The 17,257-nt window shown below is 67.5% G+C and carries 14 protein-coding genes and 4 pseudogenes; 10 read left to right on the forward strand and 8 right to left on the reverse strand.

What is annotated here, in order from left to right:
- Positions 1-9 precede the first annotated feature (9 nt).
- Positions 10-627 carry a TetR/AcrR family transcriptional regulator gene (locus SCNRRL3882_RS00545; protein WP_029181127.1) on the forward strand — a complete coding sequence of 206 codons (618 nt, stop codon included), beginning with the start codon at positions 10-12 and terminating at the stop codon, positions 625-627.
- Positions 628-708: 81 nt separating this feature from the next.
- On the opposite strand, the gene istB is transcribed toward SCNRRL3882_RS00545, so the two are convergent.
- Both istB and istA read right to left on the reverse strand, forming a co-directional pair.
- Entirely contained in the window at positions 709-1,506 is a 798-nt protein-coding gene (istB, locus tag SCNRRL3882_RS00550; protein ID WP_010039251.1) for an IS21-like element helper ATPase IstB, read from the reverse strand.
- Positions 1,503-3,146: pseudogene (istA, locus tag SCNRRL3882_RS00555) on the reverse strand (IS21 family transposase). Before istA ends, istB begins: the two are co-directional and overlap by 4 nt.
- A gap of 100 nt (positions 3,147-3,246) precedes the next feature.
- Between istA and SCNRRL3882_RS00560 the strand changes: the two are divergent.
- Positions 3,247-4,331, forward strand: a pseudogene (locus SCNRRL3882_RS00560) (IS630 family transposase).
- A gap of 205 nt (positions 4,332-4,536) precedes the next feature.
- On the opposite strand, the gene SCNRRL3882_RS00565 reads toward SCNRRL3882_RS00560, so the two are convergent.
- Complete coding sequence (locus SCNRRL3882_RS00565) at positions 4,537-4,737, reverse strand: hypothetical protein (protein ID WP_158688479.1); 201 nt, start codon at positions 4,735-4,737, stop codon at positions 4,537-4,539.
- Between the two features lie 8 nt (positions 4,738-4,745).
- Positions 4,746-5,183 (reverse strand): Lrp/AsnC family transcriptional regulator, encoded by a 438-nt coding sequence (locus SCNRRL3882_RS00570; RefSeq protein ID WP_010048344.1) that lies wholly within the window; start codon positions 5,181-5,183, stop codon positions 4,746-4,748.
- A gap of 170 nt (positions 5,184-5,353) precedes the next feature.
- On the opposite strand from SCNRRL3882_RS00570, the gene SCNRRL3882_RS00575 reads away from it, so the two are divergent.
- Positions 5,354-6,631 (forward strand): ArgE/DapE family deacylase, encoded by a 1,278-nt coding sequence (locus SCNRRL3882_RS00575; protein ID WP_173937218.1) that lies wholly within the window; start codon positions 5,354-5,356, stop codon positions 6,629-6,631.
- A 130-nt stretch (positions 6,632-6,761) separates the two neighbouring features.
- Here SCNRRL3882_RS00575 and SCNRRL3882_RS42530 read toward each other — a convergent pair.
- A pseudogene (locus SCNRRL3882_RS42530) lies at positions 6,762-6,875 on the reverse strand (IS630 family transposase); the annotation flags it as partial.
- 578 nt (positions 6,876-7,453) lie between these two features.
- Positions 7,454-7,942 carry an NUDIX hydrolase gene (locus SCNRRL3882_RS00580; RefSeq protein WP_078602995.1) on the reverse strand — a complete coding sequence of 163 codons (489 nt, stop codon included), beginning with the start codon at positions 7,940-7,942 and terminating at the stop codon, positions 7,454-7,456.
- Between the two features lie 168 nt (positions 7,943-8,110).
- On the opposite strand from SCNRRL3882_RS00580, the pseudogene SCNRRL3882_RS00585 reads away from it, so the two are divergent.
- A pseudogene (locus SCNRRL3882_RS00585) lies at positions 8,111-9,064 on the forward strand (IS701 family transposase); the annotation flags it as partial.
- Here SCNRRL3882_RS00585 and SCNRRL3882_RS41470 read toward each other — a convergent pair.
- The gene (locus SCNRRL3882_RS41470; RefSeq protein WP_231911035.1) at positions 9,006-9,707 is read right to left on the reverse strand and encodes an Lrp/AsnC ligand binding domain-containing protein; all 702 of its coding nucleotides are present in this window, start codon (positions 9,705-9,707) and stop codon (positions 9,006-9,008) included. The pseudogene SCNRRL3882_RS00585 and the gene SCNRRL3882_RS41470 overlap by 59 nt on opposite strands.
- On the reverse strand, positions 9,704-10,216 hold the full coding sequence (locus SCNRRL3882_RS00595; protein ID WP_231911037.1) for a MarR family winged helix-turn-helix transcriptional regulator: 513 nt from the start codon (positions 10,214-10,216) through the stop codon (positions 9,704-9,706). The genes SCNRRL3882_RS41470 and SCNRRL3882_RS00595 overlap by 4 nt, the downstream gene beginning before the upstream one ends.
- 140 nt (positions 10,217-10,356) lie before the next feature.
- Here SCNRRL3882_RS00595 and SCNRRL3882_RS00600 point away from each other — a divergent pair, with 140 nt between their 5' ends.
- The 6 genes from SCNRRL3882_RS00600 (at position 10,357) to SCNRRL3882_RS00630 (ending at position 17,181) form a co-directional block, all read left to right on the forward strand.
- Entirely contained in the window at positions 10,357-11,490 is a 1,134-nt protein-coding gene (locus SCNRRL3882_RS00600; protein ID WP_010048360.1) for an ABC transporter substrate-binding protein, read from the forward strand.
- Between the two features lie 160 nt (positions 11,491-11,650).
- Positions 11,651-12,457 (forward strand): MBL fold metallo-hydrolase, encoded by an 807-nt coding sequence (locus tag SCNRRL3882_RS00605; RefSeq protein ID WP_010048363.1) that lies wholly within the window; start codon positions 11,651-11,653, stop codon positions 12,455-12,457.
- 5 nt (positions 12,458-12,462) lie between these two features.
- Positions 12,463-12,885, forward strand: coding sequence for a nuclear transport factor 2 family protein (locus tag SCNRRL3882_RS00610; protein ID WP_040904401.1), 423 nt, complete (start codon positions 12,463-12,465; stop codon positions 12,883-12,885).
- A 606-nt stretch (positions 12,886-13,491) separates the two neighbouring features.
- Positions 13,492-14,178 (forward strand): hypothetical protein, encoded by a 687-nt coding sequence (locus tag SCNRRL3882_RS42535; RefSeq protein WP_050810343.1) that lies wholly within the window; start codon positions 13,492-13,494, stop codon positions 14,176-14,178.
- A gap of 120 nt (positions 14,179-14,298) precedes the next feature.
- Entirely contained in the window at positions 14,299-15,018 is a 720-nt protein-coding gene (locus SCNRRL3882_RS41475; protein ID WP_231911213.1) for a recombinase family protein, read from the forward strand.
- Between the two features lie 513 nt (positions 15,019-15,531).
- Entirely contained in the window at positions 15,532-17,181 is a 1,650-nt protein-coding gene (locus SCNRRL3882_RS00630) for an FAD-dependent oxidoreductase (RefSeq protein ID WP_010048376.1), read from the forward strand.
- The last annotated feature ends 76 nt before the right edge of the window (positions 17,182-17,257 follow it).

The raw sequence follows: 17,257 nt of genomic DNA on the forward strand, positions 1-17,257 counted from the left end.
GGTGCTGTCGTGACCAGCGACCCAGGGCTGCGCCAGCGGAAGAAGATGCGCACGAGGCAAGCGCTCATCGAAGGCGCCCTGCGATTGTTCGCCGAGAAGGGTTACGACCAGACAACCGTGGCGGAGATCGCGGCCACCGCGGACATCGCGACACGGACCTTCTTCAGCTACTTCGACAGCAAGGACGACATCGTCTTCTTCGACGACAGGTCGCGGCTGGAGCGCGCGGTCGAGATCATCGGAGAACGGCAGCCCGGCGAACCGGTGGCCGACCTGCTGCGGCGCGTCATCGACCAGAGTGTTTTCGCGGACACGGACTCGGAGTTGGCGCGGAAGGTCGGCCCAGCTCGGACCCGGCTGATCGCGTCGGTCCCGGCACTTCAGGCGCGCGAACTGCACCTGCTGTTCGACATCCAGCTACAGCTGACCGAAGCGCTCCACCTCGCTTGCCCCGAGCTGGACCTCGTCGAGGCCGCCGCGGCGGTGGGATCGCTGGTCGGGGCGATCAAGGTCGTCGTCGCCGCATGCCAAAAGCGGGGCAACCGGCCGGAGCAGACCTACAAAGCCGTTCAAAGGGCCACCGACATCGCGATCGACGGCCTCAACTCGCTCCCCCGCCCGGCTTAGCGTGTTCAGCGCACGCGCACTCGGTCGTGGCACGGATAGCGGTGAACGCTGTCTCTGGCCGGTTTTTGAGGCTCGGACGGGTCAGCCTGAGGCTGCCCTCTGCGTCTGGGCGGCCCGGGTGCTGGCGAGCCGGTAGGAGTCGGTGCCGGTCTCGATGATGTTTCCGCCGAAGGTGAGGCGGTCGACGATGGCCGCGCAGAGCCGTGGATCGGTGAACGTCTTCGTCCAGCCGCCGAACGATTCGTTGGAGGCGATGGCGACGCTGTTCTTCTCCTCGCGTTCGGTCAGCACCTGGAACAGCAGCTCAGCGCCCCTGCGGTCCAGCTCCATGTAGCCGAGTTCGTCTATGCAGAGGAGATCGACGCGCCCGTAGCGGGCGATGGTCTTGGTCAGGATCTTCTCGTCCGCGGCTTCGACCAGCTCGTTGACCAGTTTGGTGGCCTGTGTGTAGCGGACCCGGAGGCCAGCCATGGCGGCCTCCGTGCCGAGCGCGATCAGGAGGTGGGACTTGCCGGTTCCGGAGTCGCCGATCAGGCAGAGCGGCAGTCCTTTCTTGACCCATTCGCAGGTGGCCAGGGTGTGGATGACGGCTGGGTCGATGTTCGGGTTGGCGTCGAAGTCGAAGGCCCTGATCGACTTCTCTCGCGGGAACTGCGCCGCCTTGATGCGTCGTTCGGAGCGGCGGCGGGCCCGGTCGTCGCACTCGGCCATCAGCAGTTCGGCGAGGAAGCCGCGATAGGACATCTGGTCGCGGGCGGCGGCTTCGGCCAGTTCGGGGAACTGGGCCCGGATGGTAGGCAGCCTCAGCATGCGGCATGCCTGGTCGACGGCGGCGGTGGCGGCCTGTTCGGTCAGCCCTCGGTGTCGTTTGAGTGTCACGGCATCTCTCCCTGGATTGCGGGGCGGTCGGCCGGCTGCCGTGCTCGCAGCAGCTGGTCGTAGGCCGCGGCCGAGGGCAGCGGCCGGGTGTCGGGCGGCAGCTGGGCAAGCCGCGGTTCGGTCAGCGAGGTCACGTTCGTCCGGTCCGGCTCCGCCGGGACAGGAGCCGCGACCTCGTCGGCTTCGGCCGCCTTCCGTGCCTCCAGGGCGACGGCGTCCGCGGTCAGTGCGCCGGCCCTGAGCGCGGAGGCGAGCCCGGCGACCAGGTGTTCGTGGGGGACGTGGCGGCCCATCAGCAGGACTTCGATCAGGGCCCGGGTGCCGTCCCGCTCGCCGTGGGCGGCCTTCGCCGCCTCCCACCAGGCGTCATGGGACGGGCGTGAAGTTGCCTGCGGAACGGGCCTGTTCGAGGGCGGTGGCCCCGGGAAACGCTCCGGGCTTGCGGACCAGGGCTTCCAGGTAGTGGTCCAGATCCAGCCGGGTCTGTCCCTTGGCGATCAGCCGTTCGTGGCGGGCGACCTCCTGCTGGCCGTCGTAGACCACCAGCTCGGACGCGTGCAGCGTTGCCCGGAGCGTCCGGCCGATCAGCCGTACCGGCATACCGGCACCGAGTAGCGGTTGGTGCGGACGCTGATCTGGCTGAAGCGGTCGACCCGCAGGCTGAACAACCGCCCGGTCTCAAAGGGTTCGTCCGGTAACGGCTGCAGCAGTGGCCGTTCGACGGCGAAGTACTCGCTCACCGGCCGGGGCCGGGAGCCGATCCGGCGCTGTTCGTCCTCCTCATCCCGCTGCTCGATCATCGCGTTCAGCTGGGCAAGGGAGACGACTTCTGGGACGGGGACCATATGGTTCCGGCGGAACCAGCCGATCTGCCCCTCGACCCCACCCTTCTCGTGGGCGCCCTCGATGCCGGGCAGGCAGTAGGCCGCGTCGATGCCGTAGTGCGACCGGAACGCGGTCCACCGCTCGTTCTCCGCGCGGGAGCGTGAGCTGAGTACCCGGGAGACCGCGGAGCGGAGGTTGTCGTAACGGACCTTGCCGGTGGGCACTCCGCCCAGCACGCTGAGAGCGTGGACGTGGCCTTCGAGGAACGCCTCCTGGCCGCAGGAGGCGAAGACGCGGTGCACGGCCTTGCCCGAATACGACAGGCGCATCGCGAACACGAAGCAGGTGACCAGCTCACCGGCCAGACGTACCTTCACGTCGCCGAAGTCCACCTCCGCCTCGGCCCCCGGCCTGTGGGACTGCGGAATGAACGCGTGTACCACCCCGCGGCCAGCCTCAACAGCGACCTGGGGGCGACGGTCGGCGACATAGGCCCGCACCATCGGATAGGTCACCGCCTCCGCCCCGTGCTCGTCCAGGAGCCGGTCGAAGATCCGCTTGACCGTGTGACGCTGCTTGCACGGCGCATCCAGATCCGCCCGGAGCATCTGGTCGATCAACGGCTTGTAGGCATCCAGGCGGGTGCCGCGCGGCCGCGGCTTCTTCTGCGGCTCCGGCCAGACCGACTCCAACGCGGCCTTCACCGTGCGGAATCCGACTCCGTACTCACGCATCAAGGCCCGGTACGACATCCCTACCCGGGCATCACGGCGGATCGCCGCGTACAAGTCGACCTTGGATTTCGGTGGCGTCATCGCAGCCTCATCCCGCAGGGCACGTCAATGCTCCCACCGCAAGCCCCCGGGTGTTGTCAGAACCTAGTGACCTGAGTCAGAGATTCGTCGTTAGTCGGGCATGAGTCGTCCGGGTCCGAAGATTCCGCCGTTGTCGGTCACCGATGCCCAGCGGGCGGTGCTGGAAGGCTGGTTACGCCGCCGTACGACGGCTCAGGCTCTGGCTCAGCGGTCGCGGATCGTGCTGGAGTGCGCCGAAGGCCACTCGATCATGGAGGTGTCCCGCCGGCTGCGGATCGCTCCGGACACGGTCCGCACCTGGCGGCGCCGCTTCATCGAGCGGGGACTGGACGGCTTGTGCGACGACCTGCGGCCCGGCGTGCCCCGGAAGATCACCGATGCCGACGTCGAGCGGGTCATCGTCAAGACGCTCGAGGAGACGCCGAAGAACGCGACCCACTGGTCGACCAGGTCGATGGCCACGGCCACGGGGATGTCCCAGTCGACCATCTCGCGGATCTGGCGGGCGTTCGCCCTGGCCCCGCACCGGTCGCAGACGTTCAAGCTGTCCACCGACCCGCTGTTCATCGACAAGGTCCGCGACGTCGTCGGTCTGTATCTCGATCCGCCCGAGAAGGCCCTGGTGCTCTGCGTGGACGAGAAGTCGCAGATCCAGGCACTGGACCGGTCCCAGCCTGTTCTGCCGATGGTGCCCGGCGTTCCCGAACGCCGCAGCCACGACTACGTCCGGGCCGGCACCACGACCCTCTTCGCCGCCCTCGAGGTCGCCACCGGCAAGGTCATCGGCTCCCTCCACCGCCGCCACCGGAGTTCAAGAAGTTCCTCGCGAAGCTGGACAAGGAAGTCCCGGCTGATCTGCAGGTTCATTTGATCCTGGACAACTACGCGACCCACAAGACCCCGGACATCAAGCGGTGGCTGCTGGCGCACCCTCGGTTCCACCTGCACTTCACGCCGACCAGCGCGTCCTGGCTGAACCTGGTCGAGCGGTGGTTCGCCGAACTAACCCAGAAGAAGCTCAAGCGCGGCGTCCACCGCTCCGTCCAAGCCCTCGAACGCGACATCCGGGCCTGGCTCGCCGACTGGAACGAGCACCCCAGACCGTTCGTCTGGACGAAGACAGCCGACGAGATCCTCGACAAAGTCGCCGCCTACTGCCGACGAATCTCTGACTCAGGTCACTAGAGACATCGCCCTACGGCGAAACCGGGCGTTCCCCGCTCTGAGCAACAAGTGGTGTCAGCTCCCACGTACAAAACCAACCTCGTGCTGGTTCCGGGAGAGTGACCCCGACATCTGCTTCTGTGACGGCGGCGGATGCCGCAAATGACCCGCCTCCTGGACACGCTGAGAACGAGCGCATGAGACGGTGCCGGGAGGGTCCGCCGCCTTACAGGTTCTCGGCCTCGTCGCCGAGGTCGCGCAACCTCTGTGATTCGCGGACGGCGCACACGACGAGCGCGGCGAATGCCGGCATCGCCCACGTCTCCGGATCGATCGCCCGTCTGCTGTAGCCACCGAGGCGACCACCGGTCTGCTGCGTCGGCCCGAGGCGGGCGGACGCCGGCCTCGGCACTCGCGGTGGTCCCACGGCGTCGATCACACGCGAGGCCGGTTCAACAGCCGGGAGAGCACGATGGCGCTCTCGGTCCGTTCCACAGGAGGGGTGGCGCGCATGCGTTGGATGGCCTGTTCCAGGTGGGGGATGTCTCTGGCGAGGATGTGGACGACTGCGTCGGCGGCCCCCGAGACGGTGCAGGCTTCTACGACCTCGGGGATGGCCTCCAGCGCTTGGCGCAGTTCGGCGGGGGCGGGATTGCCGGCGCAGTAGACCTCGACGAAAGCCTCGGTATGCCAGGCCAACGCCTGAGGATCGACGAGAGCGGTGAAACCGCGGATCGCTCCGGTAGCCACGAGGCGGTCGAGACGCCGCTTGGCGGCGGGCGCGGACAGCCCGGACGCCTTGCCGATCTGGGCGTATGTGGCCCGTGCGTCGTGCAGCACGTACCGGATGATCGCTTGATCGATGGCGTCCATGACCTCACTCCAGACATCGGAACCCTGCGGCCCAGCGCAATAAATGGCCACGGGCCCGCTGACATTGCAAGAAAGCGATGGTGGACAGCAGCAAATGGCGATTGCTTGCATTATCCGCCGAACATAGTCTCCGGCTTGTCCTGATGTCACGTGCTGGGAGCGGTGTTGAGATGACAGCAAGCCTGAGCGATGTGGAAGCCTCGGCACTGGCCGCGGTGGACGAGGCGGGCATCGCCCGGCTGCTGCTGGAACTTCTCGCTGTTCCGAGCGTGACGGGGAGCGCCGCGGAGTCCGAGGTTCAGCACGTGCTGGCCCGGCATCTGAAGCGGATGGACCTCGATGTCGACCTGTGGTCCATGAACCTGCCCGAGCTACGTGACCATCCCCGTTTTCCCGGCAGCGAGGCCCCGCGCACCGAGGCGTGGGGCCTGGTGGGCGGCACGGTGCCCCAGGGCGACGGGCCGACCCTGATCCTCCAGGGGCACGTCGACGTCGTCCCTTCCGGGGACCTGGCGCGTTGGGAGGGTGACCCCTTCCGCCCTCGGGTTACCGGGGACGTGGTGCACGCACGAGGAGCGTGCGACATGAAGGCGGGTGTGGTGGCGATACTCGGCGCCCTGGCCGCGATACGGGAGGCGGGCGCAAGGTTGCGCGGCCAGGTCTCCGCGCAATTCGTGGTCAGCGAAGAGGACGGGGGGCTCGGGGCGTTCGGTACTCTCCAACGCGGCCACACCGGCGACGCCTGCATCATCACCGAACCGACCAGCGGCGCGGTCATGACTGCGAACGCCGGCGCCCTGACCTTTCGCATCCAAGTACCCGGCCGGGCCACCCACGGCAGCACCAGATACGTGGGAGTGAGCGCCATCGACGCATACCTGCCCGTCCACCGCGCGCTCGCCCATCTGGAAGCCCGCCGCAACGTCGGCGCCGACCCGCTCATGTCCGAATACCCCATCCCCTACCCGCTGTCCGTCGGTACCGTCCATTCCGGCGACTGGGCCAGCAGCGTGCCCGACCTCCTGGTGGCCGAGGGAAGACTGGGCGTCCGGCTGGGCGAGGATCCGGCCCAGGCACGCACCGAACTGGAGGCGTGCGTGGCCGAAGCCTGCGCGGCCGACCCCTGGCTGCGCTCCCACCCCGCCACGGTGACGTGGCCCGGCGGGCAGTTCGCCAGCGGACGGCTGCCGGCCGGGCATCCGCTCGCGGCCCAGGTCGCCGACGCGCACGCCGACGTCACCGGCGGCCCGCGACCTTCCGAGCGAGGCGCCCCCTACGGCAGCGACCTGCGGCTGTACTCCGGGGCGGGCATCCCCACGCTGCAGTACGGCCCCGGCGACGTACGCCTCGCACACGGTCCACAGGAACAGGTCCGCGTGAGCGACATCGTCACCGTCACCCGGGCACTGGTGCTGGCCACACTGCGCACGGTCGGCACCAAGTCGTAGCCCCCCAGCCTCACCCCCTACCGGCTGCTTGTGCCCCGGTGGAAGTGACTGTTGCGGCGAGCCGGAGGCGGTCGCAGGGGTGGCCGGCGGCGGTTCCGACAGTACGGCAGTCCTCGGCCACCGGCCCGAGAGCGATCACCGCAGTCCTCTCACCACGGCCGAACCGCTCACCTTCCTCGTACCGGATCCGCTCACGAAGCCGTCGCCTCTCGGCGGTCAGCCCGCCACCCTGCGCGTACCGCATACCACCGGCCTACAGGGCCCACCCGTCACCACCCCCGACCACACCCCGAGGAAGTCAGTGATCAACAGGCACGGTAGCGAGATCAAGACTCGCGGACCGATCAACCCACCTGCCCGGGCACGTCTTTCATCCGTCACACCCCCTCCAACGACTCACAACCCGCACTGCTCCGCCCTGCGGGTTCAAGGACGGGATCTGACGTCATTTCTCGTGAACATCCACGGCCCCGCCGACCGCCCATCGCCACCCAAACCGATGGACAAACGCTGCTGCTTGAAGTGAACGAAGCCAGTGAGCGGTGTCGGGATGGCGGAGCCGCAGCTTGTTGATCACGCGTCGTGCAATGGGCGCCGTGCGTCGACGACAAGGGCAGGGCCGGCGACCGTAACCACTCCTCAACCGCCGCGCCGCCACGGCATAGACGCTTCCCGTGTCCGTGGCACACCGTCCGGTGCAGTGGTGGCACGCGCGGCGAATCCACCCACCTGAACACCCCTGCCTGCAACACGACACCCGGATACCTCGGCGGCCTAGTCGTGAGCGGGCTGAGCAACGAGGGTGATGCTCACGGTTTCGCTCTACCAGTCACACGGAGCGTGCAGGTCGCGGATCGAGTCGTCGAGTTGCACGGGCCGGTCGGGCCAGCCGTTTGTGGACCATTCGGTGATGCGCCACGCCAGTCTCTTGGGCCAAACGGGGGTGTTGGGCAAGAGGGCCACGTCCACCCACTCCAGTTGCTGACCGGGCGACAAGTCACCGGGAACTGCGCGCTGTTCAGCGCAATGCGGGTCGCCCAAGCGCATCAGGTAGTAGTGCTCCACGCGGTCGCTGTTACGTACCACGGCCAGTTCCCGCTCAGCCGTCGCGGTCAGACCGGTCTCTTCCGCCAACTCCCGCTCGGCAGTCAGCGATGGGGCTTCCCCTGGCTCGACGCCACCGCCAGGGATGAAGTACTTGTGGCCGTCTTCGGGGGCATATCGGATGAGAAGCATCCGCCCTCTGGCCAATACGACTGCGCCTCCCCGGCGAGGAACGTCGCGGGTACGACCCTGCCATGCATCCGTCATCGTTACTCCTGCACTCCAGCATCAGATCGTGATTTGGCTGGTCAAGGCCCGATGTGGCATGAGTGCGGCCACCGTTGATCATCGTGAGTTGTGTGGACAGACGACGAGACGGTGGGTGCAGGCCACAGCATAGATCCCGTCCGCTGGCGGGAGACGTTCGAGGTGGCCATGGGGCGTATCGCGGGCCGGTTCGCGCGGGTCGAACCCCGCCTGCGGGCCGGGCGGTTGGTGTTGGGCTGCTGGCTGACCTGCCGCGCAAGAGCTGCTGGACGATCGCGGAGTGGGCCGGGGAATCGACCCCGCACGGCATGCAGCACCTGCTGTGCCGGGCCTCCTGGGACGCGGATGCGGTCCGTGACGACGTGCGCGAATACGTCGTCGAAAACCTCCACGACGAGGCCGCGGTACTGGTCGTCGACGAGACCGGCGATGTGAAGAAGGGCACCCACACGGTCGGGGTGCAGCGCCAGTACACCGGCACAGCCGGGCGGATGGAGAACTCCCAGGTCGCCGTCTACCTCGTCTACGCCGGCGAGCGGGGACACGCCACAGTGGACCGGGAGCTGTACATTCCGCGGTCCTGGACGCGCGACCCGGAACGCTGCCGGGCCGTGGGCTCGGCGAGGACACCTCCTTCGCGACCAAGCCGGAACTGGCCCACACGATGATCGAACGGTTTCTGGACGCCGGACACCACGTGAGCTGGGTCAATCCGGGGACGAGGTCTACGGCGGCAACCCGAAACTGCGCACGGCCATGGAGGAACGCGCCTGGGCTATGTGCTCGCGGTGGCCTGTTCGGCCGGAAGACCACCGGCGCAGGCACCTTCCGCGCTGATGCCTGGCGCGGAAAGTGCCCAAGCGGGCCTGGCAGAAGCTCTCGGCCGGACGCGGCGCGAAGGGACAACGGTTCTACAACTGGGCCGTCATCGATCTCGCCGAAGCGGCGCCGGGCCACCGCCAGCTCCTGATCCGCCGTAACCGCACGACCGGTGAACTCGCCTACTACCGCTGCTGCTCACCCGAGCCGGTGCCGCTGACCACCTTGGTGACGGTCGCCGGATTCAGATGGCGGGTGGAAGAAACCTTCCAGAGCGAGAAAGGGCTGGCCGGCCTCGATGACCCCAAGGACCTCTTCGGCTTTGCCTTGTCCCCCAGCCCGGTCGGCTGAGCCCACCGAATCGCCAGTAGTCACAACGAAGGGCCGGTTGAGCAGCCGGGAGAGCACGATGACGCTCTCGGTCCTGTCGACGGGAGCGGTGGCGCGAACCCCGTTGGATGGCCAGTTCCAGATGGGTGATGTCTCTGGCAAGCATGTGGAGCACTGCATCGGCTGCTCCGGAGACGGTGCAGGCTTCGACAACTTCGGGGACGTCTTCCAGGGCTTGGCGCAGCTGGGCGGGGATGGGGTTGCGGGCGCAGTGCACCTCGACGAACGCCTCGTGTGCCAGGCCAGCGCCTGGGGGTCGACGAGAGCGGTGAAACCGCGGATCGCGCCCGTGGCCACCAGGCGGTCGAGACGTCGCTACCCGACAACACCCCGAGGAAATCAGTAACTGGCCGACTATGAGGATGTCGCCGAGCAGGAGCGCGCTCGCCTCGCGCAGTTCCTCGCGGTCCTCCGCGACGAGGTCCTCTCCCGACAGGGCGGTTTGGACCACGGCCTCGATGCAGAACTCCAGCTGTCGGTGACCGAGTGCGAGGACCGTTACCGCCGACCATCGTCCGAGCGCGCAGCTATCGCCTGGGTCTAGGCCCGAGCTCACTGGTTGGCGTCGCGGAGTGTGCGCAGGATGCGTGCAAAGTGGCAGCGATCTTCGGCTGAGAGCACGGAGGTGACATGACTGCGCAGGTGGGAGACATGTGCGGTCAACGCCTTGTTGAGGGCTTCGCCGCCCTGCTCGGTCAGTACGGCGAGTGCCGCCCGCCGGTCGCGGGGGTCGGGCTCTCGGCGGATCAGCCCTTCCCTCTCGATGCGGTCGGCGAGCCGGGTGAAGCCGCCCGAGCTGAAGGACACGGCATCGGCCAGGTCGGTCATGCGCATCCGGTGACCGGGTGTGCGGCCCAGTCTCAGCAGCACCTCGAACCAGGTGTCGGGAATGCCGATATCGCGGTTCACCAGTGGCTTGATGCATGCGTAGGCCTCCACGAACAGACCGAAGAGGGTCACGTCCTCGTCATTCAGCAGTTGCTCATTCACCTCACCAGAATGCCAGAAGTCCGATGTCGGAAGGATCTGCGCTTGCAGAATCTGCAGCAGCAGATATATTTCCAAGCACGTGGTGTCGCCCGCCGCGTCGGCAGCGGCCGGGGCTGACGTCCGCGGACCGGGTCACCGTCCTGGACCCCACCCACGGCATCGGCGCCCGGCATCTCTGACCGCCTGAAACCCTCCAGGCCCCCGAAGGAGTAGTTGTGAAGTCGACCCGCAGCACCTGGGCCCTCGGCGTCGCTCTGTGCGTCCTGGCCGCGGGCGGTGCCACCGCCGCCGTCCCCTCCTCCCAACCCGCACAGACCGGATCGAGTGCGGAGGCCCAGCTTCAGGCGCTGTACCAACAGGCCGTGACCGAGGGCGGCCGCCTCGTGGTCTACGCCGGGGGAGACAAGCCCGGCCAGGCCGACTACCTCAAGAAGGCGTTCGAGAAGAAGTTCCCCAAGATGAAGGTCGACATCGTCGTCGACTTCAGCAAGAACCACGACGCCCGCGTCGACCACCAGGTCGCCGAACGCCACGTCGTCGCCGATGTCGTCCATCTGCAGACCCTCGACGACTTCCCGCGCTGGAAGAAGGAAGGAGCGCTGCAGAAGTACAAGCCGGTCGGCTGGGACAAGGTCTACCGGCAGATCAAGGACAAGGACGGCTACTACACCGGCCTGTTCTTCTTCGCCTTCGCCAACGTCACAGCTACCACCCTCGGCTCGGACGCGCCGGTCGAAGCGAGGGACTTCCTCAAGCCCCAGTTCAAGAACAAGCTCGTCTTCACCTACCCCAACGACGACGACGCCGTCCTCTACTACTTCAAGCAGCTCACCGACAAGTACGGCTTCGACTACCTGAAGCGACTGCTTGCCCAGAACCCGAAGTTCGTGCGTGGCACCCAGGACTCCGCCGACCTGGTCGGCACCGGCAACAACGTGGCGAGCTTCGGCACCGGCGGCAGTGCCAGTGGTCTCTCCCGGACCAGCCTGCCACGCAAGTCCCCTTGGGTGGCCTGGCCTCAGACCGGCGCCATCCTCAATAGCGCCCCACACAAGGCCGCCGCCAAGCTGTACCTGAGCTGGCTGCTGTCCAAGGACGCCCAGGAACACGCCATCGGCACCTGGAGCGCCCGCACCGACGTCGCCCCGCCGGCCGGCCGCAAGAGCGTCTTCGACTACGCCAACATGAACCCGCTCGGCCTCGGTGAGTTCATGAGCGACCGTGCGGCCCTGGATCGTTACAAGGCTCGCATCGGCCTTTACGTCGGCGACGTTCATGGCGCCAACCCGTCGGATCCCAAGAACCTTCTCGGTCTTTACCCCACAGACCAGAACGGCACCCAGGGCTGACGGTCCGCTCCTACCGGCACGGCGTACGAGCCGACGTGTGCTCCGTGCAACCGCAGATCGATCTTGACTGCAGCTCCGACCTCACCCGTCTCTCCAGGACGCACCGCCACATGGCGGAGCGCCGGTTTCCCCAACCAGCACCTCACGTCAGGAAGCAGCCATGAGCACTCTTTCCTTCAAGGTCCTCGACCTCGACTTCCCCGCCGGCAGCAAGAACAAGACCGCCACCCTCGTCACCGGCGAGCACGAGGCGCTGCTGGTCGACGCCGCCTTCACCCGCGCCGACGGCCACCGCCTGGCCGCCGAGGTCCTCGACTCCGGCAAGAAGCTCACCACGGTGTTCGTCAGCCACGGCGACCCCGACTTCTACTTCGGTGCCGAGGTCATCGCCGACGCCTTCCCCGAGGCGCGGTTCGTCGCCACCCCGATCGTCATCGAGCACATCAAGCACTCCTACGAGGGCAAGCTCAAGGCCTGGGAGGCTCTCGGCCCCAACCTGCCCACCCGCCTGGTCGACCTGGAGCCCTTCACCGGCGACCTCACCCTCGAAGGCCACCGCTTCGAGCTCAAGGGCGGCCCCGCCGGACTGTCCGACCGCCACTACCTGTGGCAGGCCGAGCACCGCGCCCTCCTCGGCGGCGTCCTGCTGTTCCAGAAGGAGCACGTGTGGGTTGCCGACACCCCCACCTCCGACGACCGCGCCGTCTGGATCGGCCTGCTCGACGAGATGGCCGCCCTGCGGCCGGAGCTGGTCGTTCCCGGCCATCGCCTCCCCGGCGCCCCTGCCGACGCCTCCGCCATCACCGCCACCCGCGACTACCTGGTCGCCTTCGAGGAGGAGCTGGACAGGGCCGCCGACGGCGCCGCGCTCACCGAGGCCCTCGTCGCGCGCTACCCGGACAACGGCATGCTGATCGCCGCCCAGCTGGGGGCGAAGGTCGCCAAGGGCGAGATGAAGTGGGGCTGACCGGCATGACGCACGACAGCACCGATCTCGTCGCCTCCACCGCCCCCCCGGACGTCGTCCGCCGCCAGTACCTGGCCTCGGCGGCCGGTGACCTGGCGGCCCTGCGGGCCACGCTCGCCCCCGACGTCGAGTGGACGGAGATGGCCGGCTTCCCGCTCGCCGGCACCTACCGCACGCCCGAAGGCGTCACGTCCAACGTGATGGAGAAGCTCGGCCAGGACTGGACGGGCTGGATCGCCCACGACGACACCTACGTCGTCGACGGCGAGAACGTCGTCGTCCTCGCCCGCTACACCGCCGTCAACAAGGCCACGGGCGAGCCGATCGACGTGCGCGTCGCCCATCACTTCGTCGTCCGCGGCGGACTCATCGTCCGCTTCGAGCAGTTCGTCGACACCGCGCTCGTCCGCGACGCGATGAACGACTGACCATCGCAACGCCGGCCGTTCGCCGCGGTTCCCCGTCGCGGCGCATGGCTTCCGCACGTGAGGAGGACACTTATGACGTGCTGGCCGCGCATTCCTACGGCGGTGTTCCCGCCACCTGGGCGGCGGCCGAGACGGGCCAGGTCGCAGAGCTGGTCTACATGGCCGCGTTCGCGCTGGAACCGGGCAGCTCGATGATGGAACGGATGGGCGGCGATTTCCCGCCCAACTGGATCCACTCGCCGGACGGACTCGCCGTCAAGGCAGGTGACGTCCAGCAGGCCATCTTCAGCGGTGTCGATCCCGACCTGACCGCCCAGGCCGTCAAAGGGCTCAACTGGCAAGGAATGCGCGCCTTCACCGAAACGCTCGGTGCCGCCCCCGCCAACACACCACTCACCTACACCGTGGCAACACAGGACCCCTCCCTGCCGCCGGCCGTGCAGGAACAGTGGGCCGCCCGCGCCGCACACAGCGTGCAGGTGCCCTCGGGGCATTCCCCGCACCTGTCCCTACGATGTCGCGGCGATGCTCGCCGAGGCGGTCGCACGGGCCGCGGAGCGCGCCTGAACCGAGATCACCCTCCCCTCACGCAGAAGGCGAAATCCCGTGACCAACTTGCCCAGCCGACGACGACTTCTCGCCACCGGAGCGGGGACTGCGCTCAGCCTCGGCACACTCGGCACCACCGCATCCCACGCCTCGGCCGCCCCCGCCTCGGCCGCTTCCACCAAGTCCGCGAACGGCAGCGGCTCCGAGGAGAGCAGGACCCTCGACGAGCTGTACCAGGACGCCCTCACCGAGGGCGGCGACCTCGCCAACTCGGGCAGCGGTGCGAGCGTGCGCACCGTCTTCCGCGCACGGTTCCCGGAGATAGACCTCCAGCTGATCGTGGACTACAGCAAGTACCACGATGTCCGGATCGACAACCAGTTCGCGACCGGCACCCTCGTCCCCGACGTTGTCCAGCTGCAGACGCTGCAGGACTTCACCCGCGGGAAGCGCGAGGGCCGGCTGCTGCACTACAAGCCCGCCGGCTTCAGCAAGCCCCACAAGAAGTCGGAGCCGAACACCCCGGCCGGACTGGTGGGCACCCGGAGGGAAATCCGGCCTGTGCAGCGAGTTGCAAAGGAGTGCCCGGCGGCGGCACATGACCTCACCAAGCCGCCGCCGGGCTCCTGTGCCGCGCAGATCCCGCCCCAACGGTCCGCAAACGACCGTCTGTCGCTACTCACCCGGGTGATCACAAACCCCAGGTGGGCAGTGTCGGCTCGCGTCGGGCATCAACGTCGGTGAACAGTCCGGCCGATCGATTTCGACACACGCTCATCGGCTACGCGCGGGCCTCGACCGCCGACCAGAACCCCGATCACCAAGATTGACGCCCTGCTACGAACCGGCGTCGACCGCGACAACATCCACGTCGACAAGGCGAGCGGTGCGAAGGCGTCCCGGCCGAAGCTCAAACTCGTCCTTAAGCTGCTGCGTGAGGGCGACACATTGAAGGTCACTCGGCTCTCCCGTTCGGTGCTGCACTTGGTGACGCTCGGCGCCGACTTGCGCGAGCGCGGGATCGGGCTGCACGTCATCGAGCAGGGCATCGACACCACCACGATGGCGGGCCGGGCGATGTCCGGGATGCTGTCCGTGCTCGCCGAGCTCCAGCGTGAACTGATCGTGGCGAACACCAACGACGGTCTCGCCTCCGCGCGGGCTCGGGGCCGGGTCGGCGGGCGCCGGCCGAAGCTCACCTCGGACCAGGCCGCGCTCGCCCAACGGTTCTACGATGAGCGAGAAAAGACCGTCCAACAGATCGCCGACATGTTCGGCGTGCCCCGGTCGACGGTGTACGGGCACCTCGACAAGATCAAGACCGTGCCTTGCAAGCCCGACCCCGCTGACATACAACTGGTGCAGCACGCCGCCACCATCGCCCGGCACAAGACACGATCAGACCACCGCCGGATCACCAACTCCTGTCGCGGCGGCGATTGGTGCTGGCCACGTCCCGTATCAGCGCGTTGCCGCAGTACACGTCGCGGCCTCAGGCCGCGCGCCCCTCAGCTGAACTCGGATGTCTCGCTGCAGGACATGCCCAAATGGCTGCAACGCCGTCTACATACAGGCAAGAGCTAGAACTCGGCGCAGGTGAAGATGCGCTCAATCCTGGTTGCTGACATCACGCCCGCGGCAAATGATTATCCCACTAACAGATACGCTGAGGGACTCTGACGCCGCGTAGTTGCAGTGTGTGCTGCCGCACAAGTCAAAAGACAGATGGCACCGGCGCGTCTTTCCCCCGGTGCGCAAGCCGCGCTTTCACATGCCAGCGGTGCAAACGCGGCGCGTGAGGCGGTCCTGTGGGGGACGGCGCGCATTAAACGCAAAGCCGCACGCCTTCCTCTGCAGGCCGACGTCTGGCGACAGTGACAGGTGTACGCGTTCCGTCCGTGATGAGCCCTGACGGGTGGTTGCCTGCGGGGTGCGCCGACGGGTGCTCCCCGGTGGTGAACAGCTGTCGACGGAATGCATCGCCGCAGTCGGCGAGTGGTTGTGGCGGCCGGCCAGGCACGGCCGACCTGTCCGAGGCCGCCGACCGACTCCGACCTCGCATGCTCATGCACGCTCCCCCCACCATGAGAGGCACCGATGCCAGCACAACCGATCGAAGTCAAGCCGGGCGATGAGCGGTACGACGCACTGCGCCGCGGGTTCAACCAACGCTGGATCGCCCATCCCGACCACATCGTGGTAGCAACGTCCGCGGACGACGTGTCAGCAGCCCTGACCACGTTCCTCAGCAAACCGGCCAACACCAAGCGCCGCATCACCGTACGCTCCGGCGGCCACTGCTATGAGAACTTCGTCTCCTCCCACGACGTCGGCGTCATCATCGACGTCAGCCCCATGAACCGCGCCTACTACGACCCGTCGATGAAGGCGTACTGCGTCGAGGCGGGCGCGACGAACTGGCACAGCACCACCCAGCTGTACCGGACCACGGGCCGGGCCCTGCCGGGCGGCTCCTGCTACTCCGTCGGCAGCGGCGGCCACATCTGCGGCGGCGGATACGGCCTGCTGTCCAGGCTCCATGGCCTGACCGTCGACTACCTCTACGCCGTCGAGGTGGTCACCGTCGCCGATGGCAGGACCCCCCGGGTCACCGTGGCCCGCAAGGACTCCGACGACCCGAGCCTGCGCGACCTGTGGTGGGCCCATACCGGCGGAGGCGGCGGGAACTTCGGTGTCATCACCCGCTACTGGTTCCGCGACCTGCCTCAGCCACCCGCCCAGGTGCTGCTCAGGTCCGTCGCCTGGAAGTGGGAGCAGTTCCAGCAGCACCCCGACCTGTTCAAGTCGCTGGTGCGCCGCTACGGGCAGTTCTTCGAGCACGAGCATGCCGGGAACGGACCGGACTTCATCCACCGCTACGGATACCGAGACCTGTTCACCCTGCTCAAGCTCACACACGTGTCCAACGGCAAGGTCGGCCTGATCATCCAGATGGACGGCACGAGCGACGACTCACCCGCGCGCCTGAAGGCCTTCCTGGACTACATCACCGAAGGCTTCACCGCCGGCACCCAAACGTACGTCCACGAGACGGTCCTGGACCAGCCGACCGGTGAGCACCCCGCGCAACGTGAGCTGTTCATTCCCACCCTCCTGCCGTGGCTGACCGCCACCCAGAGCCTGAACGACTCCGGCCCCAACCGCTGCGGCAAGTACAAGTCGGCCTACCACACCAAGGCGTTCACCGAGGAACAGATCGACGCCATTCACCGCCACCTCACCGACACCACCTATGAGAACCCCGACGCTCTGCTGCAGGTCGACTCCTACGGGGGGATGGTCAACGACGTCGCCCCGGAGGCGACAGCTGTACCGCAGCGCTCCTCTGTCATGAAGCTGCAGTACCAGGCGTACTGGACCTGGGACAAGGACGCCGACGCCAACGGGGTGTACGACTACCGCGACGCCGACAAGGACAGCGGGATCGCCGAACCGCACCTGCGCTGGATCCGCAACTTCTACAAGGACGTCTACAAGTCCACCGGTGGCGTGCCCGCGGTACCCGATGTCGCCCTGCCCGCATCGCAGACATCAAACACAGACGGCTGCTACGTCAACTACCCCGACGTCGACCTCGACAACGCCACCCTCAACACCTCCGGGCAACGATCACCCCGGCTCTACTACAAAAACAACTACAAACGCCTGCAGCGCACCAAGCAACGCTGGGACCCCAAGAACGTCTTCCGCCACGCCCAGTCAATCCGACCGCCCGAACGCAGTTGATCACCGCGGCTGGCGCTGGGGTACTGGCCCCGGCCGGACTTTGTCGGCGTCTGTCCTTCTGGCAGTGGCCGGGTCC

The organism is Streptomyces chartreusis NRRL 3882 (assembly GCF_900236475.1).
Classification (GTDB): Bacteria; Actinomycetota; Actinomycetes; order Streptomycetales; family Streptomycetaceae; genus Streptomyces; species Streptomyces chartreusis_D.